Below are 16,674 nucleotides of genomic sequence, written 5' to 3' on the forward strand. Positions count from 1 at the left end.
GGTTTGGGTGCATTTCAGGGAATCGTTTTCTCTGTTTAGGCGAGTTTGGGCGAAACGTTTTCTGGGAAGGGGTTTGTGTTCAAGCCGGGCGACCGACCGGCCACTTCCATCGGAACCGGAAAACAAACTTTCGCTTCGTTTTCAATTGTCGTAGGATGACTGATCACAATTGCGACCGGTCGGCACGATGTGAGGAGCGCATGCCGACCACGCACCGCCGTGCACGTCACGACCAGGAAGGAACACACGGAATCCGGGTACCGACAGGCGCCCACGCCTGCCCCGCCGTAGGGCGCCAGAGTATTTGCGACTGGCGCCACGGTGTTGCGACTCAGCGTGACCAAGTAACTGCGACCGCTCTACGCATTGCCGACAACACCCCGTGATGTCGCCGCCCGGACTCATACCGCATAAGTCGCATGTTCGCGTAGGGCGCACGGCTGGCACCATGCTTGTCGGACTTTCGACCAAGTCGATGTAACCGGCTTGGCTCGGAACTCCAACGGCGGCTCCGGGCCACGAGCAGTCGCTCGACGCTGCAGCCCAGATCACCGACAATTGGATGTCGATAGTCCACTCAAACGTTGCTATGAACGCCAGGAGTTCCCGCTTCTTTGTCGCTGGTTGTATTGAGGAGCCTGTTTTTGTCCTGGATGGGGTCGCTTCGGAATGGTTGTTCGTTTCAAAATTCTGGCAAAAGGCAAACACCTTGCTCGGGACAATGTTCGATCAGTTCGAAGAGGAAGTGGCCGAGCCCGCGATACTTGGCCAAATCGCATGTGAGCTGGCACATCAAATTTGCGAACTTGTGGAGCGGGAAGACGAGACTATTAGCTTCGTCTACAGATGGACCCCACAAGGGGACGTCCATGTTCTGGAGACGCGCCGAGCGACCCTTATCTCGCAGTTGGAAGCAGTCCGTGACTTCCTTTTCCTGGCGGCCAAAAATGATGAAGCACTCGAGTTGAGCCTTTAGGTAGATCAACAATCAAATGGCTTGCCTCTCCGGATGCAGCAAAATTTCTTGGTGTCGGAGTGACCGAAGTTGGGCGGTGGAATTGTCCGCTGCGGGTCGACTGCTGTCGACTCATACTGGGGAAGTGGCAATTCATGCACAATGTCGAACCGTCGCCCTTTTGGCGGGAGTCGGCGTTCAAACAGCGTGAGGTCCGCACACCATGGTGCGTTCGTTCACACTTTCGCACGAACGGACTGCCCCAACTGAGCTGCGACTCAGCGATAGTGCCACCACTTTTGCTACACGCTCCTCACGTGCGCGGGAACCGCGTACAAGCCCTTCAACTCATGCGAACGTTCTTGTCATGCCAGAAGATTTCGAAGTTCACGGCCCGCACGATCATGCAGTAGAGCACCCTGCGGCGCATGAAGAAAGCCACGGAGCGGCGCGCATCGCCGTGATGACTGCTGTCCTCGCCTGCGTCGGCGCGATTTCCGCATACCAGAGCGGTGCGGAAGAGAATTTCGCGTTGCTGCACAAGAACGAGGCCGCGATCCAGAAAACCGAGGCGGCTAACCTGTGGGCCTATTACCAGGCAAAGGGCGAGAAGCAAAATCTAGCCGAGCTCGGAGGGGCGTTGAGCCAGGAAGCGTCGCCGCAAAGAAAGCGTTTCGACGCAGACGCCGCGCGGTATCGCGAAGAGAAGGAGCCGATCCGCAAGCGCGCCGAAGCGCTCGAGCAAGAAGTCGTGAAGAGCAATGCTGCAAGCGAGGAGCGGCTACACCGACATCATCGCTGGGCGCAGGCCACTACCATCATCCAGATCTCGATTGCACTTGCTGCGATCACGATCCTCACGCGGCGGAAATGGATGCAACACCTGTCGATGGGTGCTGCCGCGATCGGCGTCGTACTGGCAGGGCTGGCGCTCTTTGGTGTGTAGCGGCCCGACGAGCGGGCGCTTGTCGGCCATCAACGGTCAATCGACAACACCATCTAGCTCGTTGAAAATCGCTTCATACGCCACCGGAAATTCTTCGTTGGCGTTGTCGCTGCCTCCGCTCTTGCTGGACTCTACAATTGATCGATGAAACCCGCGATCATGCTCGTGACTTCCTGTGGCCATTCGAGGGACGGCAAATGCGCGGCCCCCGATATTTGGTGGAACGTCCCGCAGGCTACGTTAGCCGCGACGTAACGACTTCTTTCCTGAATACCGACCAGGTCCAAATCCCCACACGCAACCAACGTCGGCACTGATATTTCGCCCAACCGCCCGTAAGCGATCGGTGCATCGGTGTTCGTACCCGTCGGTGGCAAACCGAGCGCAACAACGTTCATCTCATCAAACAAGTTGCGAGCTTCACCCGTCACGCGACCTTCAGGTTGAAGTGGGCCATCAAGCCAGAGCGTCCGGCGAATCGCGATGGCCTCTTTAATATCATGCTTCGCTTCAGCCGCCGCCAGACGCGTGACCAACTCTTCAACCCGCGTTGCATGAGTGATTTTCGGCGCACCGGTGACATTCGGTGCGATAAGAACGAGACCGCGAACATACGACGGATACCGAAGCGCCGCATCGAGCGCAATGCCTCCGCCTTGAGAACAGGCAACAAGTATCGCAGGGAACCCGTGTGCGACCGACTCCAGAACGGCGATCAAATCTCCAACGGCAGAGTGGTCCTCTGCTTCGGCAACCGTTTCTCCAAATCCGCGTCGATCATAGGCGATAGCTTGGTGGCTAGCGCCAATTTCGCGCATCTGATGGGCCCACATCCGGCGATCCGCGACGCGAGCGTGCAAAAACACAATCGGTGCTCCGCTGCCGATGGCTTGCGTCGACAGCGTGGCACAGCCTGAATTCGTTATAAGGCTTTCCATCACGACCCGTCCTATGTCCAGGAACGTGCATGGTACACGCTGCGCTGTCTTGGAGTTTTCGCCGATGAATGGCCGCTTTGCAAGAAACCGAGCGATCGCAAGGGGTCGGCTGCAGTCAACCGCGTACAACGAAATACCGCTACGTTGGCGCCGCAGTAAGCCAATCGCACGAACTCCGACACACCACCGCAGAATCGGTGGCGCGACTGGCCGTCAGTCACTTATTTTCTGCGCAAGCAGTTGCCGATACCGTTGCCCCCTGCGCCCACCCCGCCCCCTCACGTCTGCATAACCAGCGACGTCAATTGCGCCGCCCGCCCCACCGCCGTCTTCGCATAGATCGACTTGATCTGCGTGCGGATCGTGCCAATCGACACGCCGCGCAACCCGGCGCATTCCTGCGGCGACAGCCCGTCGCAACACAGCAGCACGGCAAGATCAGCCTCGGCCGACGACAGCCCGTAGAACACGCGCAGCCGCTGCGCACGGGCCGACGGCGAACGCAGGTCGGCGGCCGTCATCAGCGTCGCGACGCCCGGCCGCTCGCGCATCAGGCGCGACTGCTCGGGCACCGGCATCAGCGCCAGCGGCAACGGTTCGCCCGTTGTACGCCGTAACAGCAGCCCGCCGCGCGCGTACGCGTGCCGCCATTGCGCGTCGTCGACACAGCCTTCCGGCGCGAATCGCCCGTTCACGACCCGCAGCGCCGGTTCCGCCGCGATCAGTTGATCGGCCGCGCGATTTGTGTAGCGCAACTCACGCTGCGCGCCGAGCAGGAAGACCGGCACCGGAAGCGCATCGAGCGCCGATTCGGCGACGGCCACGCGCGCCTCGAGCTCGCCGATCCGCGCCTGGATCTGCAGCGCACGGCTGATGTGCATGCCCATGTTTTCGATCGCGTGGCGCTGATCGTCGGACAGCCCCTGCGATTCGAGGCCGCCCTGGACGCTGAGGAATGCCCCCGAGCCCTCGCCGCGATGGATGTACAGGCCCGAGATGCTGCCGAGCCCGAAAGGGTGAAGGAATTCCTGATAGAACGCGCTGTGCGCGCGCTGGTGCGCGGAAAGGTGCTTGACGTCCTCGAACCAGCGGCCCGCCGGCCAGTCGGCGGCGACCGGCACGACCGGGTCGTACCGATAGAACTCGGTGTTGTAGGTGTGATGACACGCGGCGACCCATGACGCGTCGTCACCCGCCGCCTGCTCGATCGCCGGCACCCGCGCCGCGTCGTCGAAAGACAGCAGCGTGACCATGCGCACGCCGACCCACGATCGCAGCCCGTCCAGCACCGTTTCCCATCGTTGATCGCCCAGCGCCGCAGCGTAGACGTCATCGATCCATGCGGATGGAATCAACCCGTTCATTGGCATCTGGCCACCCCGCGCCGTGCGTTTTTGTCGAACGTCTCCTGCGCATCTTAGTCAATCGGCGCCCGCGTTTAAATCACTCGTTCGCGTTTGATCGAAATACCACGTTTGTTACCGCTTATCGTCAGACGTATTGGCCGTTATTCCGGCCCGCACGGTGCCGCCCGCTTTTCATCCGGATCGCGGTATGCCATGATGCAGCGCATGACGATTCGAAACACCACGCTCTCGCTGCACCATCACCACGGACGCCCGCTGTTGCGCCGTGGCTCGTTTCGCATCTAGCAATTGCATCGGGTGAATGCCCGATCAAGACGACAACCAAGGCGCCTCCGGCGCCTTTTTTGTTTTTTGCCGCCTTGAAAGCGGACTGCGCCGATCAATCGAACCCGTATGGAGTGTTTTCAATGCAACAGCCCTGGAAAGACATCGCCTTGTCGGATTTACCGCTTCGCGAGGATCTCAAGTTGCGGCACGCGTACGGGGCGCCGCAGCTCGATGTGCCGGTCTGCCTGAACGTCAACGAGAACCCCTATCCGCCGTCGCCCGCGCTCGTCGAGCGCATCGCGACCGCGGTGGCCGACGCCGCGCGCGCGGCGAACCGCTATCCCGACCGCGACTTTGCCGAGCTGCGCGCGCATCTGGCGGCGTATCTGATGCACGACACCGGCGTGGCGGTCGACGCATCGAGCGTCTGGGCGGCCAACGGCTCGAATGAAGTGATCCAGCAGATCCTGCAGGCATTCGGCGGCCCCGGGAGATCGGCGCTGGCCTTTACGCCCGCGTATCCCATGTATGACGAATACTGCCGCACGACTTTCACGCGCCTGCATACCTTGCCGCGCACCCGGAATTTCGCGCTGGATCTGGATCAGGCCCTCGACAGCATCCGCGAGCACCAGCCGAGCGTCATCCTGCTGACGTCGCCGAACAACCCGACCGGCACCGCGCTGCCGGTCGACGATATCCGCGCGATACTCGACGTCGCGCCGGGCGTGGTGGTCGTCGACGAGGCCTATGCGGAATTCCGGCGTCACGGCGTCCCCAGCGCGGTGACGCTGCTGCCGGAGCATCCCCGGCTCATCGTCACCCGCACGCTGAGCAAGGCGTTCAAGTTCGCGGGCGGCCGCGTCGGGTATTGCGCGTGTGCGCCTGCGATCGTCGAAGGTCTGAAGCGGGTTCGATTGCCCTACCACCTGTCCGCGTTCACCCAGGCGGCGGCCTGTGCGGCGCTGGTCGCGCGCGACGAGATGCTGTCGCAAGTCGAGGCGATCAAGGCCGAGCGCGATTCGACCGTCGACTGGCTGCGTGGCCTGGGCCTCACGGTGGCCGATTCCGATGCCAACTTCGTGATGTTCGGCGAGTTTGCGGATCGGCACCGGATCTGGAGCGGCCTCCTGCGTCACGGGGTCCTGATTCGGGAGTCCGGCCCGCCGGCGTATCTTCGCGTGTCGATCGGCACCGGCGCGGAGATGGCCGCGTTTCGTGCGGCGCTGCTCGACGTGATCGCGCTCGAATAAGCTACCGGCCATCCGGTCGACGACGCGATGAAGCACATGCGTGTGCCGTATCCGATGATGTGCTTACTTCATCGTCGCGAACCGCATTTCCATCGTGTGGATCTTCGCGAGCACCGCTTCGCTGAGCTTTCTGACGTGGCGCGGCACATCGGGCGCCGACAGCAGCTCCTCGATTCGCCCGCGCCAGTAGCTTGGATGCCGCACGCGCCCCGCACCCGACATCGACACATCGTCAGCGTTCGTCTCGCTGTCCAGGAGAGCCACCATTCTCTGAATGTGAGAAAGCTCTCGTTCCGCATAGTCTCGTGCCAGCATATTGATTGAAATTCCCCGAAATACGACAGCAGGCCTTCCGTCATCAACGCGCCATCGTGTTGCGGTGTAAAGCATTCACCGCACACGTCTGTCGCCATCGTACGCAGGCGCTGTGTCAGTAAACCGCATGGGCATTTGCTGATTTCGATACGGAATGGGGAGCCTGTCCGATTGTTCCGACGACTTCCGGCCCCGATGCCCTGTGGTCAATCGTAGGCTGACTGTTGGGCGATGACATCTCCCAAAGTGGGGATGCGGGGCGATATTGGCGGGGCGGTATTTTCCGGAATTGTCAGGTCGTCGGGCGGTGCGCGGAAGGCATGCGGTTGCCGCCTGAAGCTTCGCGAGATCCTCCTCGACGAGCAGCCTGTCGAAGTCCCTTGGCGGCAATTGCTTGCTTTGCTTTCCGTATCGCCGGCGCGTGCTTTCACCGGCAGGCGCGTCGTGCGTCGAGTATGGGAATGTTTCGCGCAACTACACACTCACGAGACAGGGTCCGCTGAAGTCAGATACCGACATCGCCCTGCTTCAGCCCGAAAACGAAATCGACTTCCACCGACGCCCCTTTGGGCAATTGCAGCACGCCGACCGACGTACGCGTATGAACGCCTGCGTCGCCAAGCACCGCGTACAGCATGTCGGATGCGCCGTCGGCGACTTCGCTTTGCATCGTGAAGCCGGGTGCGCTTCGCACATACACGGTGATGCGCGGCACGGTTGCTATCGCGTCGAGCGTGCCGCGGTGCTTCCTGATCAGCGACAGCGCACGCAGCACCGATACGCCGGCGGCCCGGCGACCTTCGTCGAGCGAAACGGATTCCCCCACTACGCCCACGAAATGCACCACGTCGCCGATCCGCGGAATCTGGCCGGCAATGTAGGCCGTGTTCCCGTCCACCAGAATGGGCGTGTACTTTCCGCCGATCCTGATTTCCTCGTCCGGATTGAAGCCGAATTCGGCCGCGACCTGCATCAGCTTATCGTCTCTGTTCATTGGTGAATTCCCCGATACTTCAGAAAAATGTAAAGAATAATTAAGTCTCGTCCGCTTGTCTCGACGAAAAAATCCCGCCGCGTCCGATCAAAGCGACGTGCCGCCGCCGTTAAAAGTTTCCGGGTAATCCTCTACGCTTTCTCATACATGACACACTTTTCAGGTGTTCGAAGCAGTCCTGCATTGCTTTATCGATGACAAATCTCGTAGTCGAAGAGAATTTCCTCAAAACTTTCCGCTGAAACCGCTATCATATGTGTACTCAACCTGAAGAGTGATACATGGCAACGTACAAGGAACTGAAAGCCCAAATGGAAGCTTTGGCCGAGAAAGCCGAAGCTGCACGTGCCGCGGAATTCCAGGCGATCGTCGACGACATCCGCACCAAAGTTGCGGAATTCGGCATTACCGAGAAAGACATTTTCGGTACGCGTCGTGGTCGACCGGCCAAGCAAGCGGCCGCCCCCGTGCAGGCAAAGTATCGCGACCCGAAGACCGGGGCAACCTGGTCGGGCCGCGGTCGCGCGCCCGCATGGATCAAGGACGCGAAGAATCGCAATCGATTCCTGATCCAGGAATAAGATTCTCGACGCGCACCGGCGCGCGCACGAGCGCGCCGTCCTGCTATTTGGGCATCGATACCGGCGGTATTTAAAAGCCGTTCCGGTGTGGTGAAGATTTGCGCCATCCGGCGCGTGGTTGCACGCTACGCGCCGGATTTCGTGTCGCCCAAACTTTCCTGATTCAAGGTTCGTAATAAATCGCAAGCCAGACGGATTGCGTTGCTTCGTGCGTCCATGCAACGCGATGTCGGCAATGCGGCTCGATCAGCACGTAGTCGCCGGGATGCATTTCATGGCGCGTCGGGCCTTCTTCGAATTCGAGTACGGCTGCGCCCGACAGCAATACGACCCATTCGGCGCGTGAGTCGTCATACCAAAAGCCATCGGGGCTCGCGTGCCCCATCGACACGATTCGCTCTACGTTCAGACGCTGCCCGGTGACGAGGCGGTCGATTTGTTCATCGTTGCCGCGCTGGCCATCGGTGGTGAAAAGATTGCCGGTTTGAAGTTGCATGGGGTGGCCTCGTCGATGATCGTCGGGGAAAGAATCGTGCGTTGAGTGACGCAGACTTTCACCTCCGTCTAACGATCACCATTGACGCTGACTCGTTTCATCGGAAACAGCATCATAGCGTTCCACATGCCTGAAATCGGCCGTGGATTCAACCCGTCGACACATCGAATTGATGAACGCGCTCAGCAGATGTATCGAAGTCCCGTATCGCTCGCGGACGTTCACACGCGATCCAGCGGAACGGTAAGCAGGTCGATCACCGCTTGCGTCTCGGGGCGCACGCCGCGCCACCACGCAAAGGCTTCCGCCGCCTGCTCCACCAGCATGCCAACACCATCGGCTACACCGGCGACCCCGGCATTGCGCGCCAGTCGCAAGAACGGTGTGAGGTGCTTGCCATAGGCCAGTTCATAGGCTGTACCACGCGGGCTGAATACGCCGGGCGGCACGGGCGGCAAATCGCCGGTAAGACTCGCGGACGTCGCGTTGACCACCAGATCGAAGCGCCCCATGCGATCGAGTTCCCCGTAAGCGCACGCCGTGATCGGCCCATACGAAGCCAATTGCGATGCCAGCGCTTGCGCTTTCTCGACATGACGATTAGCCACCACCAGTTGTGCGGGGCGCGCGCCCAGGAAGGGAAGCAACGCGCCGCGGGCCGCGCCGCCGGCGCCCAGCAGCAACACACGCTTGCCCGCGAACGGCGTGTGAAGATTCACCTCGATATCACGCAGCAGACCGATGCCGTCGAAGTTGTCTGCGAGAATCCGGCCGCCCTCGAACTTGAACGCATTCGCCGCGCCTGCAAGCGTCGCGCGCTCGCTGCGCTCATCGGCCATGTCGAATGCCGCAAGCTTGAACGGCGCCGTGATGTTCATGCCCTTGCCGCCGGCCGCGATAAATGTCCGCACCGTTGCCGCGAACGCGTCATCCGGTTCGCACGGCCCCTCGATAGCCGTGTAGTGCATCGCCTGTTGCGTCGCTTCGGCGAAAAGACCATGAATCAGCGGGGATTTCGTATGGCCGATCGGATTGCCGATCACCGCATAGGTATCGCTCATCGTCGCCTCACTTGTCGAACAGCACGCCGTCGGTTTGCATCGCATCGATCTCGGCGGGCGTGAAACCCAACGATTGCGCGACTTCGCTATTGTGCTGCCCCAGATCGGGGGCAACCTCGCGGATCGTGGTATCGCACGCGGAAAACCGGAACGGCAGATTCGGCAGGCGCAGCGTGCCGTAACGCGGATGCTCCTGCTCGACGATCATGCCGCGTGCCTGGATTTGCGGATCGGCGATCACTTCGTCGATACGTTGCACCTTCGCGCACGGCACATCGATGCCGTCGAGCAGTTCGAGAATCTGCGTCACCGTGCGCGCGGCGACCCACGGCTCGACCACGCCGAGAATGTCCAGCCGATGAGTATTACGACCCACGCTATGGTGAAACCGCTCGTCAGCGCCGAAGCCGCGCGGCCCGCCGCTCGCTTCGATCAGCGACGCGAAGCGCCTCCATGCATCGTCCACCTGCGCGGCGATCACCAGATCGCCATCGATCGCGCGAAACACACCATACAGCGTCGAGCCGGGCATGTCGTGCCCGGTCTGCTCGGGCAGCACATCGGCGAGCGTGTAGCACTGGACCGCATATTCGTGCATCGAGACGAGCGTGTCGTAAAGCGCCATGTCGATGTGCTGCCCTCGCCCGCTTTTCACGCGGCCGAGCAGCGCCGCATTGATGGCCGCGACCGCATGAATGCCCGTGTACATATCCCCGAGCGAAATACGCAGCAGCGGCGGACGGTCTCCCGGCGTGCCGACCATCTGCATGATGCCGCTCTTGGCCTCGGCGATCAGGCCGAAACCCGCGCGATGCGCGTCCGGCCCCGTGTGGCCATACGCGGAAATGGAGCAGTACACCAGCCCTGGATTGCGCGCGGAAAGCGCTTCGTAGCCGAGCCCGAGTTTGTCGAGCGCGCCGGGCCGATAATTCTCCACGAATACGTCGGCCGAATCGCAGAGCCGCTCCATGAAGGCCTTTCCGCGCGGGTCCTTCATGTTCACGCTGACACCGCGCTTGCCCATATTGAGCTGCAGAAAATAGCCGCTCGAGCGATCGTCAAGCACGGTCGCGTGCTGGCGTCCCGCGTCGCCGCTGCCGGGTCGCTCGACCTTGATCACTTCCGCACCCAGCGCCGCGAGGCAACGCCCCACATACGGACCCGCGAGAAAGTGGCTGTAGTCGACGACACGAATCCCTTCCAGTGGACGCGCCTGTTTCATCGTTCAGCTCCCGGCCGGCGCGGCACCATCAGACGATGCTCGCCTCGCTGCACGACTTCGCCGTGCTGATTGATCAGCTCCGAAGGAAGCGTCACGATGCCCCAATCCGGGCGGCTCTTGCTCGGGCGCATCGCGCCGATGCGAAACTTCACATGCAACACGTCATCGACCTTGATCGGCAGAACGAAGTCCCAGCTCCAGCCCAGCGACATGCCCGGCACAAAGCGATAATCGCTCCGGGTCTTCAGGCCATCGGCAATCGAAAGACCAAACAATCCATGCGCGACGAGGCAGCCAAAGTGGCTCGCGTTCGCATACGCTTCATCGACGTGCACAGGGGTGTGATCGCCGGTGAGATCGGCATACGCGAGAATGCGTTCCTTCGTGACGGTGTAGTTCGGGCTCACGCATTCGTCGCCTTCGCGTGCGTCATCCCAGTATTTTTCGACGATGGTCATGTCATGCCTCCGCGCGCGGATCGACGGCGAGCGCCTGCTCCACGCAGCGCGCGGGTTTCGCCTGAATGAATTCGATGGCGAGACCATCGGGCAAACGCAGCCAGTTCGCACCTTGCGGCATGGGCTGCACGTCGTGGCGGCGGGCGGCGGCGAGCGACGCTTCGACGTCCTCGCACATGATGCCGAGATGGCCAAGCCTTCCTTCGGGGCCCGAAAAATCCGGCTGGTGAATGAACTGCATGCCGCCGAGCGTCCAGTACTGGCGCGGCGCTTCGGTCGTGCCGTCGACCTCGCGCATCGTCATGCCGAACACGTCCTCGAAAAAACGGATGTGCCAGTGGATGTCGCGCACGAAGATGGCGACGTGTTCGAGATAGGCTTTCGGTTGGCTCATGCTTGCGCCTCCGCTTTCCGGCGGTCGACCATCGCGCGCTCGATGCCCTTGATGCACGCAACCAGCGTGGCGTTGACCGGCGTCGGCACACCGTAACGCGCGCCCCAGCGCACGACTGAGCCGTTGATGAAGTCGATTTCGGTCGTGGACCCTTTTTCGAGGCTTTGCAGCATCGACGTCTTGAACGCAGCGGGCAAGCCCTCGGCGGCAAGCGACCACGCCTGCTCCGGATCGGTCATCGACAGGGTGACGCCTGCCGCCTTCGCGGCCGCGATTGCTTCCGCGACGGCCGCCAGCGAAGTGGCCTTGAGCAGCGGCTCGTCATAAAGCTGGCCGTAAGTCAGCGACGTGATGCCGGTCAGCGCGCCCGTCGCGACGTTCACGAGCAGCTTGTCCCACATGGTGCCGACGATGTTGTCGCTGACCTGCGTGTCGAGGCCCGCGTGGCTGAATGCGTCGGCAATACGTCGAACGCGATCCGTCACGCGTCCGTCCAGTTCGCCGATGATGGTGTGCTTGCCCACGACGCCCGACTCGATATGCCCGATGCCGCGCAGTACGCCCCCCACATAGGTCTTGCCCGCGAGCACGCGTTCGCGGCCCACGGCGTCGGCAAGAATGTCTTCGTGACCAAGGCCGTTTTGCAGTGACAGCACCTGTGTTTCCGGTCCCACCAGCGCTTGCGCGCCGCGAATCGCCGCATCGGTGTGGAACGATTTGACGAGCACGATCACGACCTCGGCCACCCCTGCTTCGTCCGGCCGGGTGGTCGCGCGGACTTGCACCTGGCGCGTGCCGCTTGCGTCATCGACGCGCAGGCCGTGGGCCCGCATCGCATCGACATGCTCGGGCGAGCGGTCGATCAGCCAGGTCTCGTGGCCGCCTTCGGTGAGCGTCGCGCCAATCGCGCAGCCCAGCGCGCCGGCACCCAGAATGGCAATTTTCAAGTGCGTCTCCTTAACGTGTGACGTCACGATAGGAGCCGCCGCATCATGTCGCAATACAATGGATACAATGACATCATTGCCATACGCAATATCGTTGACCTGCGATGATCCCGACCGATCTGCCCGACCTCAAGCTGCTGCAGTTGTTCGACCTGCTCTACGACATGCGCAGCGTCACGCGCGTGGCCGAGCAACTCGGTCAGAGCCAGCCGACCGTCAGCATCTGGCTCGCGCGGTTGCGCGAGCATTTGCACGATCCCCTTTTTATCCGGACGCCCGGCGGCATGGCGCCCACACCGCAAGCGGATGCGCTGATCGGCCCATGTCGGGAGATTCTCGAATCGTTGCGGCGCTTCTCGGCCTGGGAAATCGCCTTCGATCCGGCGACCGCGCAGAGACGTTTTCGCATCTGCATGACCGATGCGAGTCACGTGACGCTGCTGCCGCGTCTGCTCGCCTATGTCCGCGCGCAAGCGCCTCGCGTGCGCCTGGAAGCCGCGCGGATCGACGGCCACACGGAACGCGCGCTCGAATCGGGCGAGGCCGATCTTGCGATCGGATACGTGCCGTGGCTGAGCGGCGGCATCTATCAGCAACAGCTATACGAGCAGGATTGGGTGTGCCTGGCGAATCGCCATCATCCGCGTATTCACAAGCGGCTCGGCGTCAAGGCCTATCGCACCGAAGGCCATGTGGCGATCACGGGGGGAACGGGCACGGCGCTGCTCGAGCAGGCGCTCGTGCGGGAACGCATTGAACGGCAGGTGGTGCTTGAATTGCCCGGTTTTCTGGGGCTCGGCGCCATTGTGCAGACCACCGATCTGATCACGACCTTGCCGCGCCATATCGGCGAGACGCTGGCCCAGGCCAGCGATCTTTCGGTACATCCCTGCCCCATTCCCGTCGAGGGCTTTGCCGTTCGGCAACACTGGCACGCGCGCTACCACCAGGAGGCCGGCAATCGCTGGCTGCGTTCGGTCGTCGCGCGGCTGTTCGGCATGTCTGGAGCGGACGTTACAGGCTGACGATTTACCGTTTCGGCATCGATGTCGGCGGATCCATCGCAACGATCGCTCGCACGCTCGCGGCAGGATGGGCGCCGTGACGGAAAGCGACCGTTGGCATGGCCGTCGAACATCGGTGATGGTCGCGCCGAAACAAACCGCCCCTCATGCGTTTCGGGTATTGCGGCCGGTGCAATGCCGCCAAGGACACCCGATACCTTTCAAGACATTTCGATTGCCTTCCACACGAAAAGCATCGCAATCGATCCGCACCGCGGGAATAAAACCATCCCGGCTCCGGTATATCGGGGCGTCAGGCCGCTCACCACGCCGAACGAGCCGGTGCACGACGCCCAACCGAAACGGAGAGACCGCAATGTCACACCCCAACCACGCCGCCTACACACGCTTCGCGATCGCCATGCACTGGTCGATCGCCATCTTGATCCTGTTGAACCTGATGATCGGGATCTACATGGATACCTTTCCGCACAACTCGTCTCAGTTCAACGGCATCCTGTTCTATCACGCATCGATCGGCAGCCTGATCTTCATGCTGACCGTGCCGCGCCTCGCGTGGCGCGCGACACATACGCCGCCGCCGCTGCCGGCCAGTGTTCCGGCATGGCAGGCCCGGATCGCCGGTGCACTGCACGGCGTGCTGTACCTGCTGCTGTGTCTCGTGCCGCTGACCGGCTACGTGCACCGCCTCGCTGGCGCCCATCCGGTCAGTTTCTTCGGCATCACGGAATTGCCGGTGCTGGTTGGCCGCGACGAACCGCTGCGACTCCTGACCGATTCGCTGCATCGCGCGCTGGTGCTGACGCTGGGCTTGCTGCTGGTCATGCACGTCGCGGCCGGGCTGAAACACAAGTTCGTCGATCGGGACGGTGTCGCGGAGCGGATGGGAATCTGAGCGCAACCTGGCGGTTGATGTCCGCCGGAAGCGGGTCCTCGATCATTGGAAACGCCAGCAACCGCCTTTCACCGCTGAACGCAATGCGGATGCGGATGCGGATGCGGGATCATCGTCCCGCCATGCAGCGACTTCGTCACTGTCTGCAGAACGAACGACCGATAAGGGGAATTTTCAGCTCCCGACACCCGCTCGAGGGGGGGCGCTGCCAAAGGAATGCTGCTTTGCCGGAGTAGTGCAGCCACTACTCCGGACTTCCACGCCGACGATCAGAAGCCGTGGTACATACCGATGTTGACTTGAACCTGGTTGCCGCCCGATGCGGTGTTGCCAAAGTCCGCAACGGAAGCCTGAGCGCCCTTGGCATGAACGTACCCGCCCATCGCATACAGCGCGGTGCTCTTCGACAGCGAGTACGTCGCACCCAGCGACACCTGGTTGATCGACGCCATCGTGCGGCCTTCGGCAGCCAGCGCAGGCGTGGCCGCAGAACCGTACACATACGTGTATCCGGTCGCCAGCGACAGCGCCGGGTTGACCTGGTACTGCAGAAGGGCACCCAGCACGTTGAAGTGGATCGACGGTTGGCCGGCGTTGCCCTGGTACTGGGCGTTCGAGTAGCGCAAGCCCGCCGTGTAAGGACCAATCTGGTACTGAGTCGCGACTTGCGCGATGCCCGCGCTCTTGAATGCATTGCCGCCGTTGTAACCCGAACTCGGATAGCCCAGCGCACCGCCGAAACTGGGTTGCGCCGTGGCGTTCGTCCACCCGTTCGCACCCTGGTTGACAGCACGGAAGTAGCCGCCGGCGACCGTCAGACCACCCTGAGCGTAGTTCGCGGCCACCGACCACGACTGACCCGAACCCGTCGAACCGGCCACGCCGCCGAACGAGTACGCGCCTTCAGCCTGGAAGCCGTGGTAAAGCGGTGAAATGTACTTCACGGCGCTGTTCTGGTTCGTCGTGTTGTCGTTGTTGTCCACGTCGCCCGGGGTCGAGAACGTCGACGCCGAAATGGCGTCGCCCGTCAGGACCTGAACCATTTCCGTCACGGCGTCGAGCTGGCGCCCCAACCGCACGGTACCGTACTGATCGGAAGAGAGGCCCACGTAGGCCTGGCGGTTGAACAACGAACGCGTGGAGCCGATGGGCCCCTGGCCGCCTATGCCGCCCGTACCAATGTTGAAGCCGTTTTCGATCTTGAAGATCGCCTTGAGGCCGCCACCGAGATCTTCCGTCCCCCTGAGGCCCCACTTGTTCGAACCTGCGGCACCACCATCGAGGCCGAACCGCTTGTGGCCATTGATGTTCGACGTGTAGCCGATACCTGCATCGAGCATGCCGTACAGGGTGATCGACGACTGCGCCATTGCTGCCGACGACGCTGCGAAGGCGGCAACAGCGATAACGCTGACCTTGATTTTCTTGTTGTTCATCTGTATTTCACTGTCAGGAGTGGTTGCGGGATTGTTTGAAACGGGTTTTGTTGTATTCGAATGCAGATGACGGCGCACGGCCCGCGCGTCGTCTCAGGTTGCAACAGCCGGCTTCATGTTCTCCAGATCGGCATATTCGACTCGATCATTTCGTTATCCTCAAAATTTCATGCAGGAAGGCGCCTCGCATCTCGACCTGTCCGGCATGCCCTCGATTGGAACCATCGCGGCGTCCCGCCTGGACGAAAGCCGCTGCCTTGCTTCCGTTGCCGCTCCAGCTGCTATCGAATTCGCCATCCGGACGAACAGACGTGCCGAATCCGCGAAGCCGAAAAACTCGAGCGGATCACCGCGCGGAACCGAAGGTTTCTTCGATGGCAATTCGAAGAAACGCTGCATCGTCACGTGCCACACTCGCGCCATCCCCACGAGCGAGGTCGGCGAAGACGAAACCGGGCCACGCTCCACCCGCGACAACAAGCGGGTTGGGAATGCCGACCGCCGTCGCAGGCTGATCGAGCGTCCGGTTCAGCCGCTGGCGAAGCACGCGAACTTTTCGCCGAGCGCCAACGCAACCGGGACGCGCTTTGCAGGTGCGAAAAACCATATCAGGAACATAAATCGTCGTCAAAATTTGTTTGATATAAGTTAATCGCGTTTGATAACCCTTAGCTTTACCGGGATTTCCCTAATAGAAACCGGCACCAAGTCAAGGCGCTAGCGAGATACGCGCCGCTACTCCGATTGATACACGATCAGGCAAAAAATCGGGTATCGAACGGGAGCGCCTCGTGGTAGCTGCAGCCGATTTCAACCCTGACGTTGAGCCGCATCTAAAGTGGCGCGAGAGGCCGGTATGCTGGTTGGCATCGCGGGGAGCCCCATCCGTTACCACTCGAGATGCGCCCCGCTCGCTCGACGTGCGTGCGAATGCCGAGGCTTCGTCTGACTCATGAGGAGTCGAGCGGTCGGATGCAGGCTTCTCCGAACGTGTCGTTAACGAGACAAGTGGAGTGGGCCCGCCGGAGGCGGCCTATCGAGACAAGCGCTTGGCTGCTTCCAGTACCTCAATGAATTCATGCCCCATTCGGCTCTGCAAGCGCGCGCCGTCCGACCTCGATCGA

18 protein-coding genes are annotated in these 16,674 nt (G+C 61.7%); 7 read left to right on the plus strand and 11 right to left on the minus strand.

Features of this window, described 5'->3' with window-relative positions; translation table 11 throughout:
- The first annotated feature begins 589 nt into the window (after nt 1-589).
- Nucleotides 590-976 carry a hypothetical protein gene (locus tag LGM56_RS13315; protein WP_226205010.1) on the plus strand — a complete coding sequence of 129 codons (387 nt, stop codon included), beginning with the start codon at nt 590-592 and terminating at the stop codon, nt 974-976.
- Nucleotides 977-1,322: 346 nt separating this feature from the next.
- Complete coding sequence (locus tag LGM56_RS13320; protein WP_226205012.1) at nt 1,323-1,901, plus strand: DUF4337 domain-containing protein; 579 nt, start codon at nt 1,323-1,325, stop codon at nt 1,899-1,901.
- Between the two features lie 131 nt (nt 1,902-2,032).
- Here LGM56_RS13320 and LGM56_RS13325 read toward each other — a convergent pair whose 3' ends face one another.
- Together LGM56_RS13325 and LGM56_RS13330 are read right to left on the minus strand one after the other, a co-directional pair.
- Entirely contained in the window at nt 2,033-2,839 is an 807-nt protein-coding gene (locus tag LGM56_RS13325) for an alpha/beta fold hydrolase (RefSeq protein WP_226205292.1), read from the minus strand.
- Between the two features lie 278 nt (nt 2,840-3,117).
- Nucleotides 3,118-4,203: a helix-turn-helix transcriptional regulator gene (locus LGM56_RS13330; protein WP_226205014.1), complete on the minus strand. Its 1,086-nt coding sequence runs from the start codon at nt 4,201-4,203 to the stop codon at nt 3,118-3,120.
- Here LGM56_RS13330 and LGM56_RS13335 point away from each other — a divergent pair.
- On the plus strand, nt 4,185-5,726 hold the full coding sequence (locus LGM56_RS13335) for a histidinol-phosphate transaminase (RefSeq protein ID WP_226205016.1): 1,542 nt from the start codon (nt 4,185-4,187) through the stop codon (nt 5,724-5,726). The two genes, LGM56_RS13330 and LGM56_RS13335, sit on opposite strands and share 19 nt — an antisense overlap.
- A 63-nt stretch (nt 5,727-5,789) precedes the next feature.
- Here the strand turns inward: LGM56_RS13335 and LGM56_RS13340 are convergent, their stop codons facing one another.
- Together LGM56_RS13340 and LGM56_RS13345 are read right to left on the minus strand one after the other, a co-directional pair.
- Complete coding sequence (locus tag LGM56_RS13340; RefSeq protein WP_226205293.1) at nt 5,790-6,041, minus strand: hypothetical protein; 252 nt, start codon at nt 6,039-6,041, stop codon at nt 5,790-5,792.
- A 505-nt stretch (nt 6,042-6,546) separates the two neighbouring features.
- Nucleotides 6,547-7,035, minus strand: a complete 489-nt coding sequence (locus LGM56_RS13345) for a RidA family protein (protein ID WP_089498846.1) — start codon at nt 7,033-7,035, stop codon at nt 6,547-6,549.
- A gap of 281 nt (nt 7,036-7,316) precedes the next feature.
- Here LGM56_RS13345 and LGM56_RS13350 point away from each other — a divergent pair, with 281 nt between their 5' ends.
- Complete coding sequence (locus tag LGM56_RS13350; RefSeq protein ID WP_011350136.1) at nt 7,317-7,616, plus strand: H-NS family nucleoid-associated regulatory protein; 300 nt, start codon at nt 7,317-7,319, stop codon at nt 7,614-7,616.
- Nucleotides 7,617-7,779: 163 nt separating this feature from the next.
- Here LGM56_RS13350 and LGM56_RS13355 read toward each other — a convergent pair whose 3' ends face one another.
- The 6 genes from LGM56_RS13355 to LGM56_RS13380 form a co-directional block, all read right to left on the minus strand.
- The gene (locus tag LGM56_RS13355) at nt 7,780-8,112 is read right to left on the minus strand and encodes a cupin domain-containing protein (protein ID WP_226205018.1); all 333 of its coding nucleotides are present in this window, start codon (nt 8,110-8,112) and stop codon (nt 7,780-7,782) included.
- A gap of 221 nt (nt 8,113-8,333) precedes the next feature.
- The gene (gene aroE, locus LGM56_RS13360) at nt 8,334-9,173 is read right to left on the minus strand and encodes a shikimate dehydrogenase (protein ID WP_089498848.1); all 840 of its coding nucleotides are present in this window, start codon (nt 9,171-9,173) and stop codon (nt 8,334-8,336) included.
- Nucleotides 9,174-9,180: 7 nt separating this feature from the next.
- Entirely contained in the window at nt 9,181-10,395 is a 1,215-nt protein-coding gene (locus LGM56_RS13365) for a CaiB/BaiF CoA transferase family protein (RefSeq protein WP_226205020.1), read from the minus strand.
- Complete coding sequence (locus tag LGM56_RS13370; protein ID WP_226205022.1) at nt 10,392-10,853, minus strand: MaoC family dehydratase; 462 nt, start codon at nt 10,851-10,853, stop codon at nt 10,392-10,394. Before LGM56_RS13370 ends, LGM56_RS13365 begins: the two co-directional genes overlap by 4 nt.
- Before the next feature lies 1 nt (nt 10,854).
- Nucleotides 10,855-11,247: a VOC family protein gene (locus LGM56_RS13375; RefSeq protein WP_226205024.1), complete on the minus strand. Its 393-nt coding sequence runs from the start codon at nt 11,245-11,247 to the stop codon at nt 10,855-10,857.
- Nucleotides 11,244-12,194: a ketopantoate reductase family protein gene (locus tag LGM56_RS13380; protein WP_226205294.1), complete on the minus strand. Its 951-nt coding sequence runs from the start codon at nt 12,192-12,194 to the stop codon at nt 11,244-11,246. The genes LGM56_RS13375 and LGM56_RS13380 overlap by 4 nt, the downstream gene beginning before the upstream one ends.
- A 104-nt stretch (nt 12,195-12,298) precedes the next feature.
- On the opposite strand from LGM56_RS13380, the gene LGM56_RS13385 reads away from it, so the two are divergent.
- Together LGM56_RS13385 and LGM56_RS13390 are read left to right on the plus strand one after the other, a co-directional pair.
- A complete protein-coding gene (locus LGM56_RS13385) occupies nt 12,299-13,219 on the plus strand; it encodes a LysR family transcriptional regulator (protein ID WP_226205026.1) in 921 nt (306 codons plus the stop codon).
- A 355-nt stretch (nt 13,220-13,574) separates the two neighbouring features.
- On the plus strand, nt 13,575-14,114 hold the full coding sequence (locus LGM56_RS13390; RefSeq protein ID WP_226205028.1) for a cytochrome b: 540 nt from the start codon (nt 13,575-13,577) through the stop codon (nt 14,112-14,114).
- A gap of 269 nt (nt 14,115-14,383) precedes the next feature.
- Here the strand turns inward: LGM56_RS13390 and LGM56_RS13395 are convergent, their stop codons facing one another.
- Nucleotides 14,384-15,550 (minus strand): porin, encoded by a 1,167-nt coding sequence (locus LGM56_RS13395; protein ID WP_089498855.1) that lies wholly within the window; start codon nt 15,548-15,550, stop codon nt 14,384-14,386.
- 115 nt (nt 15,551-15,665) lie between these two features.
- Here LGM56_RS13395 and LGM56_RS13400 point away from each other — a divergent pair, with 115 nt between their 5' ends.
- On the plus strand, nt 15,666-16,202 hold the full coding sequence (locus tag LGM56_RS13400; protein ID WP_226205030.1) for a hypothetical protein: 537 nt from the start codon (nt 15,666-15,668) through the stop codon (nt 16,200-16,202).
- The last annotated feature ends 472 nt before the right edge of the window (nt 16,203-16,674 follow it).

This window comes from Burkholderia sp. AU38729 (assembly GCF_020419725.1).
Taxonomy (GTDB): Bacteria; Pseudomonadota; Gammaproteobacteria; order Burkholderiales; family Burkholderiaceae; genus Burkholderia.